This is a genomic window from Flavobacterium erciyesense (genome assembly GCF_018069925.1).
In the GTDB taxonomy this organism is placed as follows: domain Bacteria; phylum Bacteroidota; class Bacteroidia; order Flavobacteriales; family Flavobacteriaceae; genus Flavobacterium; species Flavobacterium erciyesense.
Genome location: NZ_JAGPXB010000002.1, coordinates 169960 through 185054 on the forward strand (window position 1 = coordinate 169960; position 15095 = coordinate 185054).

Genomic DNA, 15095 nt, shown 5'->3' on the forward strand with positions numbered 1-15095 from the left:
AATTAAATGATTACTTCACTAATTTTTAAATGATTCAACCTCTAAATTATTTAATTATTTTGATGCAAATAGTTTGACATCATTTTCAGAAATTTCGCTTCCGCCAAGGATAATCAATCGCTCCACTACATTGCGCAATTCTCTGATGTTTCCAGTCCAATCATACTCTTGCAAAAGCGTGATGGCGGCTGCCGAAAATTTCTTAACCGCGTTTCCTTGTTCCGATGCTATTTTTTCTGCAAAATGAGCAATCAACATCGGGATATCATCACGACGGTCGTTCAGAGCTGGCACTTTGATCAAAATGACCGCCAAACGATGGTACAAATCCTCACGGAATCGGCCTTCAGCGATTTCTGTTTTTAGATCTTTGTTGGTAGCGGCAACCACACGAACATCTACTTTGATATCCTTGTCGGCACCCACACGAGTAATCATGTTTTCTTGTAAGGCACGCAATACTTTGGCTTGCGCAGAGAGACTCATGTCACCAATTTCATCCAAGAAAATAGTTCCTTTATCCGCTGCTTCAAATTTACCGGCACGGTCTTTTACGGCAGAAGTAAATGCGCCTTTTACATGACCAAACAATTCACTTTCGATTAATTCAGATGGGATTGCAGCACAATTTACTTCGATTAAAGGAAAGTTTGCACGTTCACTTTTTTCGTGTAACTGATGCGCAACTAATTCTTTTCCGGTACCGTTTGGCCCGGTGATTAAAACTCTAGCTTCGGTTTGCGCTACCTTATCAATCATCAATTTGATGTGATTGATGGCTTCGCTTTCGCCAATCATTTCGTAGTTTTTACTAACCTTCTTTTTGAGAATTTTATTTTCAACTACGAGTTGTTTTTTGTCTAAAGCATTGCGAACAGTATTAAGTAATCTGTTCAAATCAGGTGGCTTTGAGATGTAATCAAAAGCGCCCAAACGCATGGTATTGATGGCGGTTTCCATATCGCCATGACCAGAAATCATGACCATCGGGATTTCGGGTTTTATTTTTTTTACGGCTTCTAATACTTCAACACCATCCATTTTTGGCATTTTAATATCGCACAAAACCAGATCGTAGTCGTTGTTTTTTATTTTTTCGAAACCTACAATTCCATCTTCAGCCTCATCGACTTGATAGGAATCGTTTTCTTCTGAAAGAATTTTAGACAGCACTCTGCGTATTGCTGCTTCGTCTTCGATAATCAATATTTTTGACATAATTCTAATTTTTTGTAGCCCAATGGGCTTGGTATTGTAAATGGCTAGCGTGCACTAGTTTTCTTTAAAAACGTACTCCCTAGCCCCGATTGCAATGGAAATCCTTTACTGCGGCGCGCTAGCAAAGCAGGAAAGATTGAAATGAAAAGCGGGAAACAGCTCCTAAAAAAAACAGTTTGGCTTAATATTTTAGCCAACGGTACATTTCTTTCCACGTTGGTTTTTTGCCGTACATTAATATTCCGATTCGGTAAATTTTGGCGGCAAACCAAACCACTGCAAAAAACGAGCCTAAAAGCAGCGTTATCGAAATTGCAATTTGCCACAAAGGTACGCCAAATGGGATGCGCATAAGCATTACAATAGGCGAAGTAAGCGGAATCATAGAAAATACTACTGCTACGGTGCCGTGCGGATCATTAATTACTGTAAAAAAGCCTACATAAACACTAAGCATGAGCGGCATGATGATAGGCAATAAAAACTGTTGTGAATCGGTTTGATTATCGACCGCAGCGCCAATGGCCGCATAAAAAGAGCTGTACAAAAAGTAACCACCTATGAAATAAATGATAAACCCGATGAGAATACTGGCTATAGGCAAGTTCCAAAGTTCTTTGATGTATAATTGCGCTGTACTGCTCATTTCGTGCTGCGCAGCCTGCATCATCTCTGGCGAAACGCTGGCGGCTGGACCTACATTGACACCAAAAAAGGTAGAAATTGCAAAAAATAGCAGCAAACCAAGTACGGCCCAAATACAAAATTGTAGTAAACCGGCAAGTGCTGTACCAATGATTTTGCCCATCATGAGCTGAAATGGCTTTACGGAGGAAATAATGATTTCGACAATGCGGCTGGTTTTTTCTTCGATAACGCTGCGCATAACCATGTTGCCGTAAATGATAATAAACATCATGATTAGGTATCCGAAAGCGCCACCAATTCCGATTTTGATTTCATTGATTCCCTTGACACTTTCTTCGCCAGAAACTTTAGTTAAATTGACATTGACCTTTGCTTGCGCTTTGTTGATGGCCAAAGTATCTAAGTTTGCCCTTACCAAATTGCTCTTGGTAAGACTTGTAGCAATCACATCTTGTATATTTTTGACAAAGGTTAAACTTGGACTTTCATTAGAAATGTATTGAATTTTGGTTTCAAAATCTTTTGGATTGCTTGTTGCAGGAACGTACAAAATGCCTTCGAGACTTTCCTTAGAAAGACTGTCTTTAAGAAACTGTAAATCGATAGCCGATAAATCTTGGTATTTATAGGTTTCGCTTTTGGCATTGCGTGCTACAAACTCTTTTGCAAAATTGCCTTGCACATCATGAATGGCAACGCGTTTGATATCGGGTTTCATAGTACTCAAATAGCCTACAAAAACCGCAATTCCTACAAAGAGTAACGGACTTAAGAAAGTCATTACGATAAAGGATTTATTGCGGACTTTAGCAATAAATTCTCTTTTGATGATTAATGATATAATGCTCATTTAAAAATTTTGATTTCGGATTTAAAAACCAGAACCGTTTGGAATGGTTCTTTACTTTTGGCTCACGGTTTGAATAAAAATATCGTTTACAGACGGGATTTTTTCAACAAAATGTGTCACCTGCCCACGCTGTGTAAGTAAGTGCAACAACTCGTTTGGTGCCGACTTCCCTATTTGAATCTCTAATTTTAGTTCTTGATTTAAAGATTTAAAATGAGCGGGGCTTACGGTAAATTGTTTTGTAATATCATACATCAGGCCTTCAACATTGTCTGTTAAAATACCTACTTCAAAACTATTGGTTTTAAATTGACGTTTAACATCATCTAACTTTCCTTCGATCAACTTATTGGATTTGTGAATAAGCGCGATATGATCGCATAATTCTTCGACACTTTCCATACGATGCGTAGAAAAAATGATGGTAGCACCTTGATCACGAAGTGCTAAAATTTCGTCTTTTATGATATTGGCATTCACTGGGTCAAAACCAGAAAATGGTTCGTCAAAAATTAAAAGTTTTGGTTTGTGCAAAACGCAAACAACAAACTGAATTTTTTGGGCCATACCCTTAGACAGTTCTTGAATTTTTTTGTTCCACCATCCTTGAATACCTAGGCGATCAAACCAGTATTCTAATTGTTTTTTGGCCTCAGCTTTAGACAATCCTTTCATTTGAGCCAAATACAAACACTGCTCTCCTACTTTCATGGTATGGTACAAACCGCGCTCCTCAGGCAAATAACCAATGTATTGCACGTGTTTGGGTTGCAAAGGTTCGCCATCTAAAAAAACTTGACCTTGATCAGGCAAAGTAATTTGATTTATGATTCGGATTAAGGAAGTTTTACCAGCGCCATTAGGACCAAGAAGACCATAAATACTTCCTTTGGGCACGGCTAAAGAAACGGAATTGAGTGCAACATAATCGCCATATTGCTTGACAATAGAATTGACTTCAAGTAAATTATTCATACGTTGTATTTAATTGCTGTAAATGTAAAAAAATTAGTCCTGATATGCAGCGGAACGAGTGCATAAAAAAACCCATCCGTGCTAAATAACAGGATGGGTTTGTTGGCGTTTATCAAAATACAATCAATCCAACTTAGATTGGGTTTGTATTATGAAAACATATCTTTTACCTTTTCAAAAAAGGACTTGTCTGACTTTTCAGGATTAGGGTGAAAGTTGTCATCGTTCATGTTTTTTTCAAAAAACTGTCTTTGTTCTTTGTTTAATGTTTTTGGTGTCCAAACATTTACATGAACTAGCAAATCTCCGTTTCCGTATCCGTTGATACTTGGAATTCCTTTTCCTTTTAAACGTAAAATTTTACCAGATTGAATGCCTTCTTCTAACTTGATACGTACTTTTCCGTTGATGGCTTCGATATCTTTAGAAATACCTAAAACAGCTTCAGCAAAGCTAATGTACAAATCATAGTGCAAATTCTCGCCTTCACGTTTCAAGAAGTCGTGCTCTAACTCTTCGATTGCTACGATCAAATCACCTGGTACGCTGTTTCCTGGCGCATCGTTTCCTTTGTTTGAAACTTTTAACTGCATTCCGTCAACAACACCTGCTGGTATTTTGATTGAAACCGTTTCATCTTCAAGAACCATTCCTTGTGAATCTGCGTCGGCTGGTTTTTTATCTAAAATTTGACCTGAACCATTACAAGTTGGGCAAGTAGAAGCAGATTGCATACGGCCTAAAATGGTGTTCGTCACACGCATTACTTGACCTTGTCCGTTACAGGTATTACAAGTTTTATAGGTAACGCCAGCAGCTTGTACTTTACGTTTTACTTTTACTTTTTTCTCAACACCATTGGCAATCTCTTCCAAAGTCAATTTTACTTTGATACGAAGATTACTTCCTTTAGTACGACGATTTCCGCCGCCACCTCCGCCACCGAAGCCGCCAAAACCACCGCCAAAAATATCTCCAAATTGACTAAAGATATCATCCATATTCATACCGCCGTGACCGCCGCCGCCAAAACCGCCAGAGCCATCAAAAGCTTGGTGCCCGTACTGATCGTACTTGGCTTTTTTCTGAGGATCACTTAATACTTCGTAGGCCTCAGCAGCTAATTTGAATTTTTCCTCTGCTTCTTTGTCTCCAGGATTTTTGTCAGGATGATATTGCAACGCACTTTTTCGGTATGCTTTTTTAATTGCATTCGCGTCAGCGTTTTTTGAAATGCCTAATATTTCGTAAAAATCTTTTTTCATCTTTATTTTTTCTTGTGCCTGTTCAGCTTACATTAATTTGCTAGTGATTGTAGCGCCTTACTGACCAATAACCACTTTAGGAAAACGAATGATTTTGTCACCCAATTTGTATCCTTTTTCAAGAACATCAACAATTTTTCCTTTCATACTATCTGATGGAGCTGGAATTTGAGTGATTGCTTCTGCAAAATCAGCATTGAAAGCATCACCTGCATTTACATCAACTTGCTCTAATCCTTTAGCAACTAAAGTGTTTTTTAGTTTTTCGTGAATCAACTCTACACCTTTTGTTAACAATTCATCTTCTGACTTGTTAATTTCGATAATTGCTCTGTCAAAATCATCAAGAACAGGAAGTAAAGCCAATAAAACTTCTTGATTTGCTGTCTTAAACAAATCGATACGCTCTTTAGCTGTTCTTCTTTTATAGTTTTCAAACTCAGCAAAAAGACGTAAATACTTGTCTTTTTCCTTTGCTAAATCCTGAGATAATTGCTCCTCTACACTTAATTCCTCAACAACAGTTTGCTCTTCACTAGTGGTGTTCTCTACTGTAGTGCCCTCTAATTCTTGATCGATTTCTGTATTTTCAGTAGTCATAGTATTCTTATTTTTAAAAATATTCTTAAAATTCATTTTAATTTCATTTGGATTGCAAAAGTACTGCCAATTCTTTTAAAATGTCAAATTGTCACTCTTTATATTTTACAGTTGTCAAAGTTTTGATTGTAGTACTGCAGAGCAATTCGTGAAAGTGTCATCCTGACCTTTCTGAATCAGGACAAAAAAGCTCTTTTTCAATAACATAGCTAGCTGTAAAGAATAAGAAAATCGAATTTTAGATTGCGCTATTTGATAATAAAAGAAAAAAATTAGGATTATTTTATGATTAAATCAAATCTATTTTTATAGTTTTGCGATTGATGGTAGTGCAAATGGAAAATTTGAGATGCCACGAGAATACCAAGTAATTATTAATTCACCATTACATTATAGAAAAAAGCTTCGTTTGAGACAAACGAAGCTTTTTTTTTATGCTATTATTTTACTTGAAGCACCTTCAACAATTCATCAAAAGAAAGGTTTTGCTGCTCTCCAGATGCTAAGTTTTTCAGAGCGTAAGTTCCTGCTTCCATTTCAGTTTCACCTACCAAAACGGCGTAGGGAATTCCGCGCTTGTCAGCGTGCTGAAATTGTTTGGCTAGTTTTGCAGCATCAGGATACAACTCAACGCGAATGCCAGCTTGGCGTAATTTGCCAATAGCTTGCATAGCGTATAAGGCTTCTTTGTGACCGTAGTTCAAAAATAAAGCTGCAGAAGTTGCCGTTACCGTTTGTGGAAACAAGCTTAGCTCTTCGATTACTAAATAAATGCGGTCCAGACCAAATGAAATTCCAACGCCACTCATGTTTTTAAGTCCAAAAATACCCGTCAAATCATCATAACGGCCACCGCCACCAATAGAACCCATTGCTACGGTTTTAGGAGCTGCTACTTCAAAAATAGCTCCAGTGTAATAATTTAAACCTCTAGCTAGAGTTACATCAAGATCCAAAATTGCTGCTGATAAACCTAAATTTGCCACATTGTCACAAATAAAACGCAACTCCTCTACTCCTTTCATACCTTCGGCAGAATCTGCTAAAAGAGAAGAAAGTTGTTGAATTTTCTCGGCAAAAGTTCCTGAAAACTGAAACAGCGGTTGCACTTTTGAAATAGCATCGGCCGTAATGCCTTTTTCGGTCATTTCTTTTTTAACACCGTCTTCGCCAATTTTATCTAGCTTATCAAGTGCTACGGTAAAATCAATTAATTTATCTGAGGCGCCAATTACCTCAGCGATTCCAGAAAGTATTTTTCGATTGTTAATTTTAATTGTCACTCCTTGCAATCCTAGCGCTGCAAAAACACTGTCATACAATTGCACTAACTCTACTTCTTGCCAAAGCGATTGCGAACCTACCACATCAGCATCACACTGAAAAAACTCTCTGAAACGGCCTTTTTGCGGACGATCAGCGCGCCAAACAGGCTGCACTTGGTAACGCTTAAACGGAAATTCGATCTCGTTTTGATGTTGTACCACATAACGTGCAAAGGGCACTGTTAAGTCGTAACGCAATGCTTTTTCAGAGATACTTGCTGTTAATTTAGTACTGTCTTTCGCTTCTAAATGCGTAGCATTAGCTTTAGCCAAATAATCGCCTGAATTTAAAATTTTAAAAATCAAACGATCTCCTTCTTCGCCGTACTTACCCATCAGGGTTTCAGAGTTTTCAAAAGAAGGCGTTTCGATAGGTTGGAAACCAAATTTCTCGAAATTGGTTTTTATAATTTGAATGATATAATTGCGTTTTGCCACCTCAGCAGGTGAAAAATCTCTCGTTCCTTTTGGAATACTTGGTTTTGATGCCATGGTTTTATGATTGCTTTTTACAATACCTTTTTAGATCAAAAGCGCGATGGCTAAAATCTTGATCAATAAAAGATGAATTAAGGTGCAAATATCATATTTTTAAAATTATTCTCTTTAGAAAAAACGTCATTTTATTGCAATACGCCTAGCCCCGATTGAAGTGAACAGGCGCAGCGAAACAAATACTATTGTTTTGTTGCGACCAAGAGCGACCAACGGAAGCTCCTTGGGTGAAATGAAAACAAAGAATTTGTTGCTGCGAATGGTAACAAAAAGCGGGAAAAAGCTACTGATAGGAAAGTAGAAGAACAAAAAAGCAGGTTATGGTAGAAAAATGTAACGAAATAAGTCAATTGGTGTCAAACGTAGTATTATGATAAAATTATTCAAAGAAAATGTTCGAATTGCCTTAGGCTCCATAAGAACACAATTGTTGCGAACGGTGCTTACGGTAATGATTATTGCTATTGGAATCACTGCTTTAGTGAGTATTTTAACCGTTGTATCTGCCTTGGAGAACACCATTTCCTCTGATTTTGCATCGATGGGAGCCAATACTTTCAACATCAAACAATACGAAAATACTACACGTAATCGAGGTGGTGGCGAGCGCGAAATCATCAACCCGATTATTTCGTACCCAGAAGCGGTTGCTTTTAAAAATAAATACACTTATCCGTTTACCGAAACTTCTTTGTCCTTTACGGCTACAGCCGCGGCAGAAGTAAAATACGAAGCCACGAAAACCGATCCTGAAAATTCAATTGTAGGTGTTGATGAATATTTTATGACCAACTCCGGATTAGAGACTAGTTCAGGAAGAAATTTCACTCGCTTTGATATTGACAACAACGCTTATGTTTGTGTGGTAGGATCTGATTTTGAAAAAGGATTGCTGAAAAATGTGAACCCTATTGATAAAATAATTTCCATTCGTGGGGCAAAATTTAGAGTTATTGGCGTGCTGAAAGAGAAAGGATCTACTTTTGGTAACAGTCAAGATTTGCGTATTTTGATTCCGATTCAAGTGGCGCGTTCGTTATTTACCGCTCCTAACATCAATTATACCGTAAGTGTTATGGTGGGCAAAAAAGAATTGCTTGAACAAGCGCTTGACAATGCTACAAGTACTATGCGACGTGTGCGAAAATTAAGCCCGGTAAAAGACAACAACTTTGGAATTGTACGTAGCGACGATTTGATCAATCGTATTTTGGGAATCACACAATATTTGGGACTTGCCTCCTGGTTGATTGGAGTAATCACCGTTTTGGGCTCCTCGATTGCCTTGATGAATATCATGATTGTATCGGTAACTGAAAGAACGCGTGAAATTGGTGTACGTAAAGCATTAGGCGCCAAAAAAACTACTATTGCGATTCAGTTTTTTATTGAAACTTTACTTATTGGACAATTAGGTGGACTGGTTGGAATTATTTTTGGAATTCTAATTGGCTTTGGAATTGCAACTGCCATGAGTTTTGCCTTCGTGATTCCGTGGGGAGCGATTATGGCTGCTTTTATAACTAGTTTTATCGTGGCGATTGCATCTGGACTTTACCCTGCTATTAAAGCGGCTGTTTTAGATCCGATTGAAGCGTTGCGATATGAATAAGAAACATTTTATAACCTAATTTGGTCGTGACCCAATAAAAAAAGGAGCAACAAATCGTATTGAATTGTTGCTCCTTTTTAATAAGTTTTCGCCGCAACGAATTACTGTTAGATAACATTACGTTAGACTTCCGCAACCGACTTTTTTTTATATAGTAGATTTATAGTGAATCAAGAAAAAAGTGTATTTGAATTATGGAAGTAATCTGTGGAAATCCTTTTAATCTGTAGCAAAAAAGCTATGGTAATTGCTATGGACTAATATTCACAATAAACTAATACGTAGCACGTATCATTCTATCATTACCATAAATATCTTTTTTGAGAATGATGTTTTTAAAACCCATATCCTGCAACAATCCAATCATTTCAGGGCCTAAATACTGATTGATTTCAAAAAATAGAAAGCCGTTGGGTTTTAGATTTTTCTGCGCCAATTCGGCAATTTTTCTGTAAAAAATTAACGCATTATCATTTTCAACAAAAAGCGCTAAGTGCGGCTCATAGTCCAAAACGTTTTTCTTGATTTCTACTTTCTCAAGATTACGAACGTATGGCGGATTAGAAACGATTACATCAAACTGTTCCTGTAAATCATTTGTTTCTAGAATATTTTGATTTTTAAAAACCACATCAACTTTGTTATTTTGTGAATTTTTTTGGGCTGTTGCCAAAGCAGCAACAGATACATCAAGTGCCATAACCTGGGCGTGAGGAATATTTTTTGCCAAAGAAATTGCAATGCAACCGCTGCCGGTACCAATGTCAATAATTCGCAGATTTTGATCTTTTGAAGATTCTTTTTGACTTTCAATAATCCAGTCAACTAACTCTTCCGTTTCAGGTCTCGGAATCAAAACAGCTGGATTCACCTCAAAATCTAATCCGAAAAAATTGGTTTTTCCTAAAACATACTGAACAGGAATCTCCAATTTCAGCTGTACCAAATAGGCGTTCCATTGATTCAGCTGCTCTTCAGACAGCGAAAGATCAGTATTTAAAGCTAAATCAAACCTTTTGAGCTGTTGCAAATCCTCCAAGATAATGTAAAAAAAACTCTCGGCTTCTTCAGCAGAACAAATAGGTGTTAATTCTTGAATAAAATAAGCGCGATAGTCTCTGATTTTCATGGAAAGGAGGTTTGAAAAATGGGGTAATTAGGCGTTTAAATCTTTTAGCATCCAGATCGGACAACTACTATGACCTGTGCAACCCATTGGCTCCGAAAGGGATTCAAAACCTACTTTTTTATAGAGCTTTTGAGCATCAGTCATAAACGGCATTGTTTCGAGGTAGCATTTATCAAACCCCATATTTTTGGCGCTCTGCAAACACAACAACATCATTTCGTGACCAATTCCTAATCCGCGTGTTTGTGGCAGGAAATACATTTTTTGCAATTCACAAATATTGTCGGTTTGGTTGGCCAAAGGTGCAATTCCGGCTACACCCACAATCGTCTCTTGATGTTCTACCACATAATAAATCGATCTTGGTTTACTGTACTCCTCAAACATCAAATCAAGATACGGATCCTCGTAAGCAGTACCTACTTTTGGGATGTTCATTTCGTCAAAAATAGCACGGATTAGTGCTGCAACAGCAGGATTATCTTGCTTTTCGATCTTTCTGATGGTGTAATTTTCCATTTTATGAGCCAATTATTTATTGGCAAAAATAGAAATACTTTATGACAAATTTTTGAATAGTTCAAAACAAAAACATCCGCTGAAAAATTAGTACTTTTGCGCCGTGAACAAACATGAAAAATACATACAGCGCTGCATCGAATTAGCCAAAAATGGCTTGGGTACGACCTACCCAAATCCAATGGTAGGAAGTGTAATTGTGTACAATGATACTATTATTGGCGAGGGTTGGCATAAAAAAGCGGGACAGGCTCATGCCGAAGTAAACGCCATTGCATCAGTAAAAGACAAAAGCTTGCTTGCAAAAGCGACTATTTATGTCAGCTTGGAACCTTGCAGTCATTTCGGGAAAACACCACCTTGTAGTGATTTAATTGTGAACACTAAAATTCCGAACGTCGTCATCGGGACGGTAGATCCTAATGTAAAAGTAGCCGGGAACGGAATTAAAAAATTGGTCGAAAACGGCATTAACGTCACAGTTGGGATATTAGAAAAAGAGTGCAACGAATTGAACAAGCGTTTTTTTACTTTTCACCAAAAAAAACGACCATTTATAATCTTGAAATGGGCGCAAAGTCGTGATGGCTTTTTGGCGCCTTTGCAAAAAGAAATAACGGCACCGGTTTGGCTTACCTCTGATCACTCAAGACAATTGGTTCACAAATGGCGCACCGAAGAGCAAGCGATACTTGTTGGTGCACAAACGGTATTGGATGACAATCCAAAACTCAACGCCAGAGATTGGTTTGGTTTGCAACCCACACGAGTGGTTATTGACCCAAACAATCGAGTTTTAACTTCAAATGCTGTGCTAAACGACCAGCAAAAAACAATTGTTTTTACTCGAAATCAAAATCTTCCAAACACTGAAAACACCACTTATGTCACGATTGATTTTGATCAAAATAGTGTAGCACAAATGATGCAACATTTATACGAGCAAGAACTACAATCGGTAATCATTGAAGGTGGCAGACATACTTTGCAAGCCTTTATTGATTGTGGAATATGGGACGAAGCGCGTATTTTTACCAGCAAAACACAGTTGGGAAATGGTATCAAAGCACCCTCTTTTCCTTATTTTAGCTCGACAGAAGAACAAATAGCAACTGATCAACTTGTAATTGTTAACAATCATGATTCAATCGATAGTATTTGATTTTGGCGATATTTTTATCAATTTAGATAAACAAGCCACTTTAAGCGCTCTAGAAAAACTAGGTTTACAAAAATGGAATGCTACTCTTGATGAACTTAATGAACAGTTTGAACGTGGCGAAATATCCCGAAACGTATTCTTGCAAGGATTACAACAGCAACTTCACGATGCTACTCAAGACCAGATATTGGAAGCTTGGAATGCTGTTTTATTGGATTTTCCGCAACACCGCTTGACCTTTTTAAAAGCGCTTTCTAAAAAATACCGTTTGTTTTTATTATCGAATACAGATTCTATTCATATATCGTATTTTGAACAACAAAACGGAAAAGGCTTTTACGAGGCTTTTTATAATTGTTTTGAAAAAATTTATTTTTCTTTTGAAATGGGCATGCGCAAACCTGATTCTGCCATTTATCAACGCGTACTTAATGAGCAACAACTTGACCCTGCAACCGTTTTATTTGTAGATGACAAAAAAGAAAACACCGATGCTGCGGCAGAGCTAGGAATCAAAGTGTGGAATTTACAAGTGGGCCAAGAAGATGTTACGGAACTTTACGAAAAAGACCTACTTTAAAAGAATACATTTCGAATTCATAACTACACCAATCACACTTCGTTGAAAGATACCTACCTCACTATTGCCAATCCTACTGAAGAAATTCTGTTTAAAGAAAAAAATAGTAAATTTTACGGATACGCTTTTCCAATCACACACGAAGAAGAGCTAAAACCGATACTTGAAACCCTACGAAAAACACATCCGCAAGCAGGGCATTTTTGCTACGCTTACCAGTTAGGAACCGAACAAACTACTTACCGCGCTAATGACGACGGAGAACCAAGTAATAGCGCTGGAATGCCAATTTATGGTCAAATTCAGTCTTTCGGCTTAACTAATTTACTTGTTGTTGTGGCTCGAATTTATGGTGGAGTAAAATTGGGTGTAGGCGGATTAATTTCAGCCTATAAAACCACAGCACAAGAAGTTTTAAAAGAAGCCAGCATCATCGAAAAAACAGTCGATAGCGAATTTATAATCGAATTTGACTACCAAAACATGAACAAAGTCATGCGCGTGATTAAAGAAAAAAAACTAGAAATCGTGGCTCAGGAGATGAAAATAAATCCTGAAACGGATGCGCCCTTAGGTGTAATTACGATAAAAACACGCAAAAAAAATGCCGAAATTACTTTCGACATTTTCAATTCTATGTTTGAAATTAACATCAAAAGAGCTTAAAATTAGGTCTTAAAATTGCATTTTTCGCGCTTTACTCGATCGTTTTTAGCAATTCCAAAATGTAATCAGGCGGAGCGGTAGCTTTTCCTGTTTTTAAGGACACAAAAACCAGAATAAATTGGGCCGTTGTTAATAACTCACCACCTTCATTATGGATTTCGCAATCAAATTCAATCTTTACTGAACTTTGACTTTTAAATGTTGTATGAACTGTTAAAAGTTCATCATATCGCGCCGATTTTTTGTAATTGATATTCATTGAAACAATTGGCAAAGCAATACCACTTTTTTCCATCTCTTTATATGAAATCCCTTTGTTTCTAAGCCATTCCACTCTTCCAATCTCAAAATAAGGGATATAATTTCCGTGATAAACAACTCCCATTTGGTCTGTTTCTGAGTATCGAACTCGAACTTCTACTTGATGACTTTTCATTATATTTATATTAAAATTTGAATTAAAAAAAGGTGCCTTACAACAATATTTTGAAAAATTACCACCCCATATATTTTTTTTTAAAAAAATTTGTTCACATATTTGTTACCCCAAAAATAAGTAACCAAACATCTTTCTTTTAGTAAGCTAAAAGTTACAAAACAAAACAATTTATTTAGAATATATGAACAAAACTGCTCAATCAGTATGGGAAAACTGTTTGTCTTTTATAAAGGACAACATTCAAGACCAAGCTTACAAAACTTGGTTCGAACCAATCAAATCAGTTGAACTTACCGATAACGCATTGTATATTCAAGTACCAAGTAAATTTTTTTACGAGTGGCTCGAAGAACACTATGTAAAATTATTGAAAGTGGCACTTACTAAAGAACTAGGCAAAAATGCAAAGTTACTTTATAAAATTAGAATGGAAAACACTTATGGCAACAAACAACCGTTTACTGAACAGTTGCCAAGTGCCAATAGAGTTCCTATGAAACCACAGGAAGTTGATGCTCCATTCAAAAACTTAAATCCAGAACTTAAAAACCCATTTGTAATTCCTGGGATTCGTAATTTAAAAATCGAATCGCAATTAAACGCGAATTACAGTTTTGATAATTTCTTAGAAGGAGATTCTAACCGTTTAGCTCGTTCAGCAGGTATGGCTGTGGCTAACAAACCGGGTGGAACTTCATTCAATCCTTTACTGATTTTTGGTGGAGTTGGTTTAGGAAAAACACACTTGGCGCACGCTATTGGTGTTGAGATCAAAGACAAATATCCTGAGAAAACAGTTTTATACATTTCAGCTGAAATTTTCACACAACAATACATCGACTCTGTAAAGAAAAACAACAGAAACGATTTTATTCACTTCTATCAATTAATCGATGTTTTGATTATAGATGATGTTCAGTTTTTATCAGGTAAATCAGGAACGCAGGACGTATTTTTCCATATTTTTAATTACCTGCACCAAAACGGAAAGCAAGTTATTTTAACTTCGGATAAAGCGCCTGTTGACATGCAAGACATTGAACAACGTTTGTTGTCTCGTTTCAAATGGGGATTATCTGCTGAATTGCATCAACCAGATTACGAAACTCGTATTTCTATCTTAAAGAATATTTTGTACCGCGATGGTGTTGAAATTCCAGAAGACATCATTGAATACGTGGCTCGCAACATCAAATCAAATGTTCGTGAACTTGAAGGAGCCATTATTTCATTGATCGCACAATCTTCTTTCAATAAAAAAGAAGTAACCATCGAATTGGCCAAAAGTGTTGTAGAGAAGTTTGTTAAAAATGTAAAAAGAGAAATCTCTATTGATTACATTCAAAAAATCGTATCGGATTATTTCCAATTGGATTTAGAAACGCTTCAATCGAAAACGCGTAAACGCCATGTGGTGCAAGCCCGACAATTGGCCATGTTTTTTGCAAAAAAATTCACCAAGGCTTCTTTGGCAAACATTGGTTCTCAAATAGGAGATCGTGATCACGCTACTGTATTGCACGCATGCAAAACCGTTGACAATTTGGTTGCAACCGACAAACAATTCAAAAAGTTTGTAGACGACATCAACAAAAAACTAACTTTGTAATAG

Annotated in this window: 14 protein-coding genes; 5 read left to right on the plus strand and 9 right to left on the minus strand. The window is 37.0% G+C overall.

All coding sequences use genetic code 11. From position 1 onward, the window contains the following. Positions 1-54: 54 nt before the first annotated feature. From KBJ98_RS03755 to hisS, 6 genes are all read right to left on the minus strand, one after another. The gene (locus tag KBJ98_RS03755) at positions 55-1218 is read right to left on the minus strand and encodes a sigma-54-dependent transcriptional regulator (protein ID WP_166138554.1); all 1164 of its coding nucleotides are present in this window, start codon (positions 1216-1218) and stop codon (positions 55-57) included. A 181-nt stretch (positions 1219-1399) separates the two neighbouring features. After that, on the minus strand, positions 1400-2716 hold the full coding sequence (locus tag KBJ98_RS03760) for an ABC transporter permease (RefSeq protein WP_210788343.1): 1317 nt from the start codon (positions 2714-2716) through the stop codon (positions 1400-1402). Between the two features lie 51 nt (positions 2717-2767). After that, the gene (locus KBJ98_RS03765; RefSeq protein WP_166138561.1) at positions 2768-3691 is read right to left on the minus strand and encodes an ABC transporter ATP-binding protein; all 924 of its coding nucleotides are present in this window, start codon (positions 3689-3691) and stop codon (positions 2768-2770) included. 149 nt (positions 3692-3840) lie between these two features. Continuing rightward, the gene (gene dnaJ / locus KBJ98_RS03770) at positions 3841-4956 is read right to left on the minus strand and encodes a molecular chaperone DnaJ (protein WP_210788344.1); all 1116 of its coding nucleotides are present in this window, start codon (positions 4954-4956) and stop codon (positions 3841-3843) included. A gap of 57 nt (positions 4957-5013) precedes the next feature. Continuing rightward, entirely contained in the window at positions 5014-5592 is a 579-nt protein-coding gene (locus KBJ98_RS03775) for a nucleotide exchange factor GrpE (RefSeq protein ID WP_166138567.1), read from the minus strand. A gap of 404 nt (positions 5593-5996) precedes the next feature. After that, a complete protein-coding gene (gene hisS / locus KBJ98_RS03780) occupies positions 5997-7373 on the minus strand; it encodes a histidine--tRNA ligase (RefSeq protein ID WP_210788345.1) in 1377 nt (458 codons plus the stop codon). Between the two features lie 373 nt (positions 7374-7746). Between hisS and KBJ98_RS03785 the strand changes: the two genes are divergently transcribed. Next, on the plus strand, positions 7747-8988 hold the full coding sequence (locus tag KBJ98_RS03785) for an ABC transporter permease (protein ID WP_187038262.1): 1242 nt from the start codon (positions 7747-7749) through the stop codon (positions 8986-8988). Between the two features lie 274 nt (positions 8989-9262). Here KBJ98_RS03785 and prmC read toward each other — a convergent pair whose 3' ends face one another. Both prmC and KBJ98_RS03795 read right to left on the minus strand, forming a co-directional pair. Further along, a complete protein-coding gene (prmC, locus tag KBJ98_RS03790; RefSeq protein WP_210788346.1) occupies positions 9263-10117 on the minus strand; it encodes a peptide chain release factor N(5)-glutamine methyltransferase in 855 nt (284 codons plus the stop codon). 27 nt (positions 10118-10144) lie between these two features. Beyond that, positions 10145-10636: a GNAT family N-acetyltransferase gene (locus KBJ98_RS03795; protein ID WP_210788347.1), complete on the minus strand. Its 492-nt coding sequence runs from the start codon at positions 10634-10636 to the stop codon at positions 10145-10147. A gap of 103 nt (positions 10637-10739) precedes the next feature. On the opposite strand from KBJ98_RS03795, the gene ribD reads away from it, so the two are divergent. From ribD to KBJ98_RS03810, 3 genes are read left to right on the plus strand one after another with little or no spacing between them, the layout of a single operon-like run. Then, complete coding sequence (gene ribD, locus KBJ98_RS03800; protein ID WP_210788348.1) at positions 10740-11798, plus strand: bifunctional diaminohydroxyphosphoribosylaminopyrimidine deaminase/5-amino-6-(5-phosphoribosylamino)uracil reductase RibD; 1059 nt, start codon at positions 10740-10742, stop codon at positions 11796-11798. Beyond that, positions 11776-12378 carry an HAD family hydrolase gene (locus KBJ98_RS03805; protein ID WP_210788349.1) on the plus strand — a complete coding sequence of 201 codons (603 nt, stop codon included), beginning with the start codon at positions 11776-11778 and terminating at the stop codon, positions 12376-12378. The genes ribD and KBJ98_RS03805 overlap by 23 nt, the downstream gene beginning before the upstream one ends. Before the next feature lie 42 nt (positions 12379-12420). Further along, entirely contained in the window at positions 12421-13044 is a 624-nt protein-coding gene (locus KBJ98_RS03810; protein ID WP_210788350.1) for an IMPACT family protein, read from the plus strand. A gap of 31 nt (positions 13045-13075) precedes the next feature. Here the strand turns inward: KBJ98_RS03810 and KBJ98_RS03815 are convergent, their stop codons facing one another. Beyond that, entirely contained in the window at positions 13076-13480 is a 405-nt protein-coding gene (locus KBJ98_RS03815; RefSeq protein WP_210788351.1) for an acyl-CoA thioesterase, read from the minus strand. 184 nt (positions 13481-13664) lie between these two features. Between KBJ98_RS03815 and dnaA the strand changes: the two genes are divergently transcribed. After that, positions 13665-15092 (plus strand): chromosomal replication initiator protein DnaA, encoded by a 1428-nt coding sequence (gene dnaA, locus KBJ98_RS03820; RefSeq protein WP_166138592.1) that lies wholly within the window; start codon positions 13665-13667, stop codon positions 15090-15092. The last annotated feature ends 3 nt before the right edge of the window (positions 15093-15095 follow it).

Coding starts and splice junctions, on each gene's coding strand:
- KBJ98_RS03815 (WP_210788351.1), bottom strand. CDS start 13,480: ATGAAAAGTCATCAAGTAGAAGTTCGAGTTCGATACTCAGAAACAGAC.
- KBJ98_RS03760 (WP_210788343.1), bottom strand. CDS start 2,716: ATGAGCATTATATCATTAATCATCAAAAGAGAATTTATTGCTAAAGTC.
- KBJ98_RS03805 (WP_210788349.1), top strand. CDS start 11,776: ATGATTCAATCGATAGTATTTGATTTTGGCGATATTTTTATCAATTTA.
- KBJ98_RS03795 (WP_210788347.1), bottom strand. CDS start 10,636: ATGGAAAATTACACCATCAGAAAGATCGAAAAGCAAGATAATCCTGCT.
- KBJ98_RS03785 (WP_187038262.1), top strand. CDS start 7,747: ATGATAAAATTATTCAAAGAAAATGTTCGAATTGCCTTAGGCTCCATA.
- hisS (WP_210788345.1), bottom strand. CDS start 7,373: ATGGCATCAAAACCAAGTATTCCAAAAGGAACGAGAGATTTTTCACCT.
- KBJ98_RS03765 (WP_166138561.1), bottom strand. CDS start 3,691: ATGAATAATTTACTTGAAGTCAATTCTATTGTCAAGCAATATGGCGAT.
- KBJ98_RS03775 (WP_166138567.1), bottom strand. CDS start 5,592: ATGAATTTTAAGAATATTTTTAAAAATAAGAATACTATGACTACTGAA.
- KBJ98_RS03755 (WP_166138554.1), bottom strand. CDS start 1,218: ATGTCAAAAATATTGATTATCGAAGACGAAGCAGCAATACGCAGAGTG.
- dnaA (WP_166138592.1), top strand. CDS start 13,665: ATGAACAAAACTGCTCAATCAGTATGGGAAAACTGTTTGTCTTTTATA.
- prmC (WP_210788346.1), bottom strand. CDS start 10,117: ATGAAAATCAGAGACTATCGCGCTTATTTTATTCAAGAATTAACACCT.
- dnaJ (WP_210788344.1), bottom strand. CDS start 4,956: ATGAAAAAAGATTTTTACGAAATATTAGGCATTTCAAAAAACGCTGAC.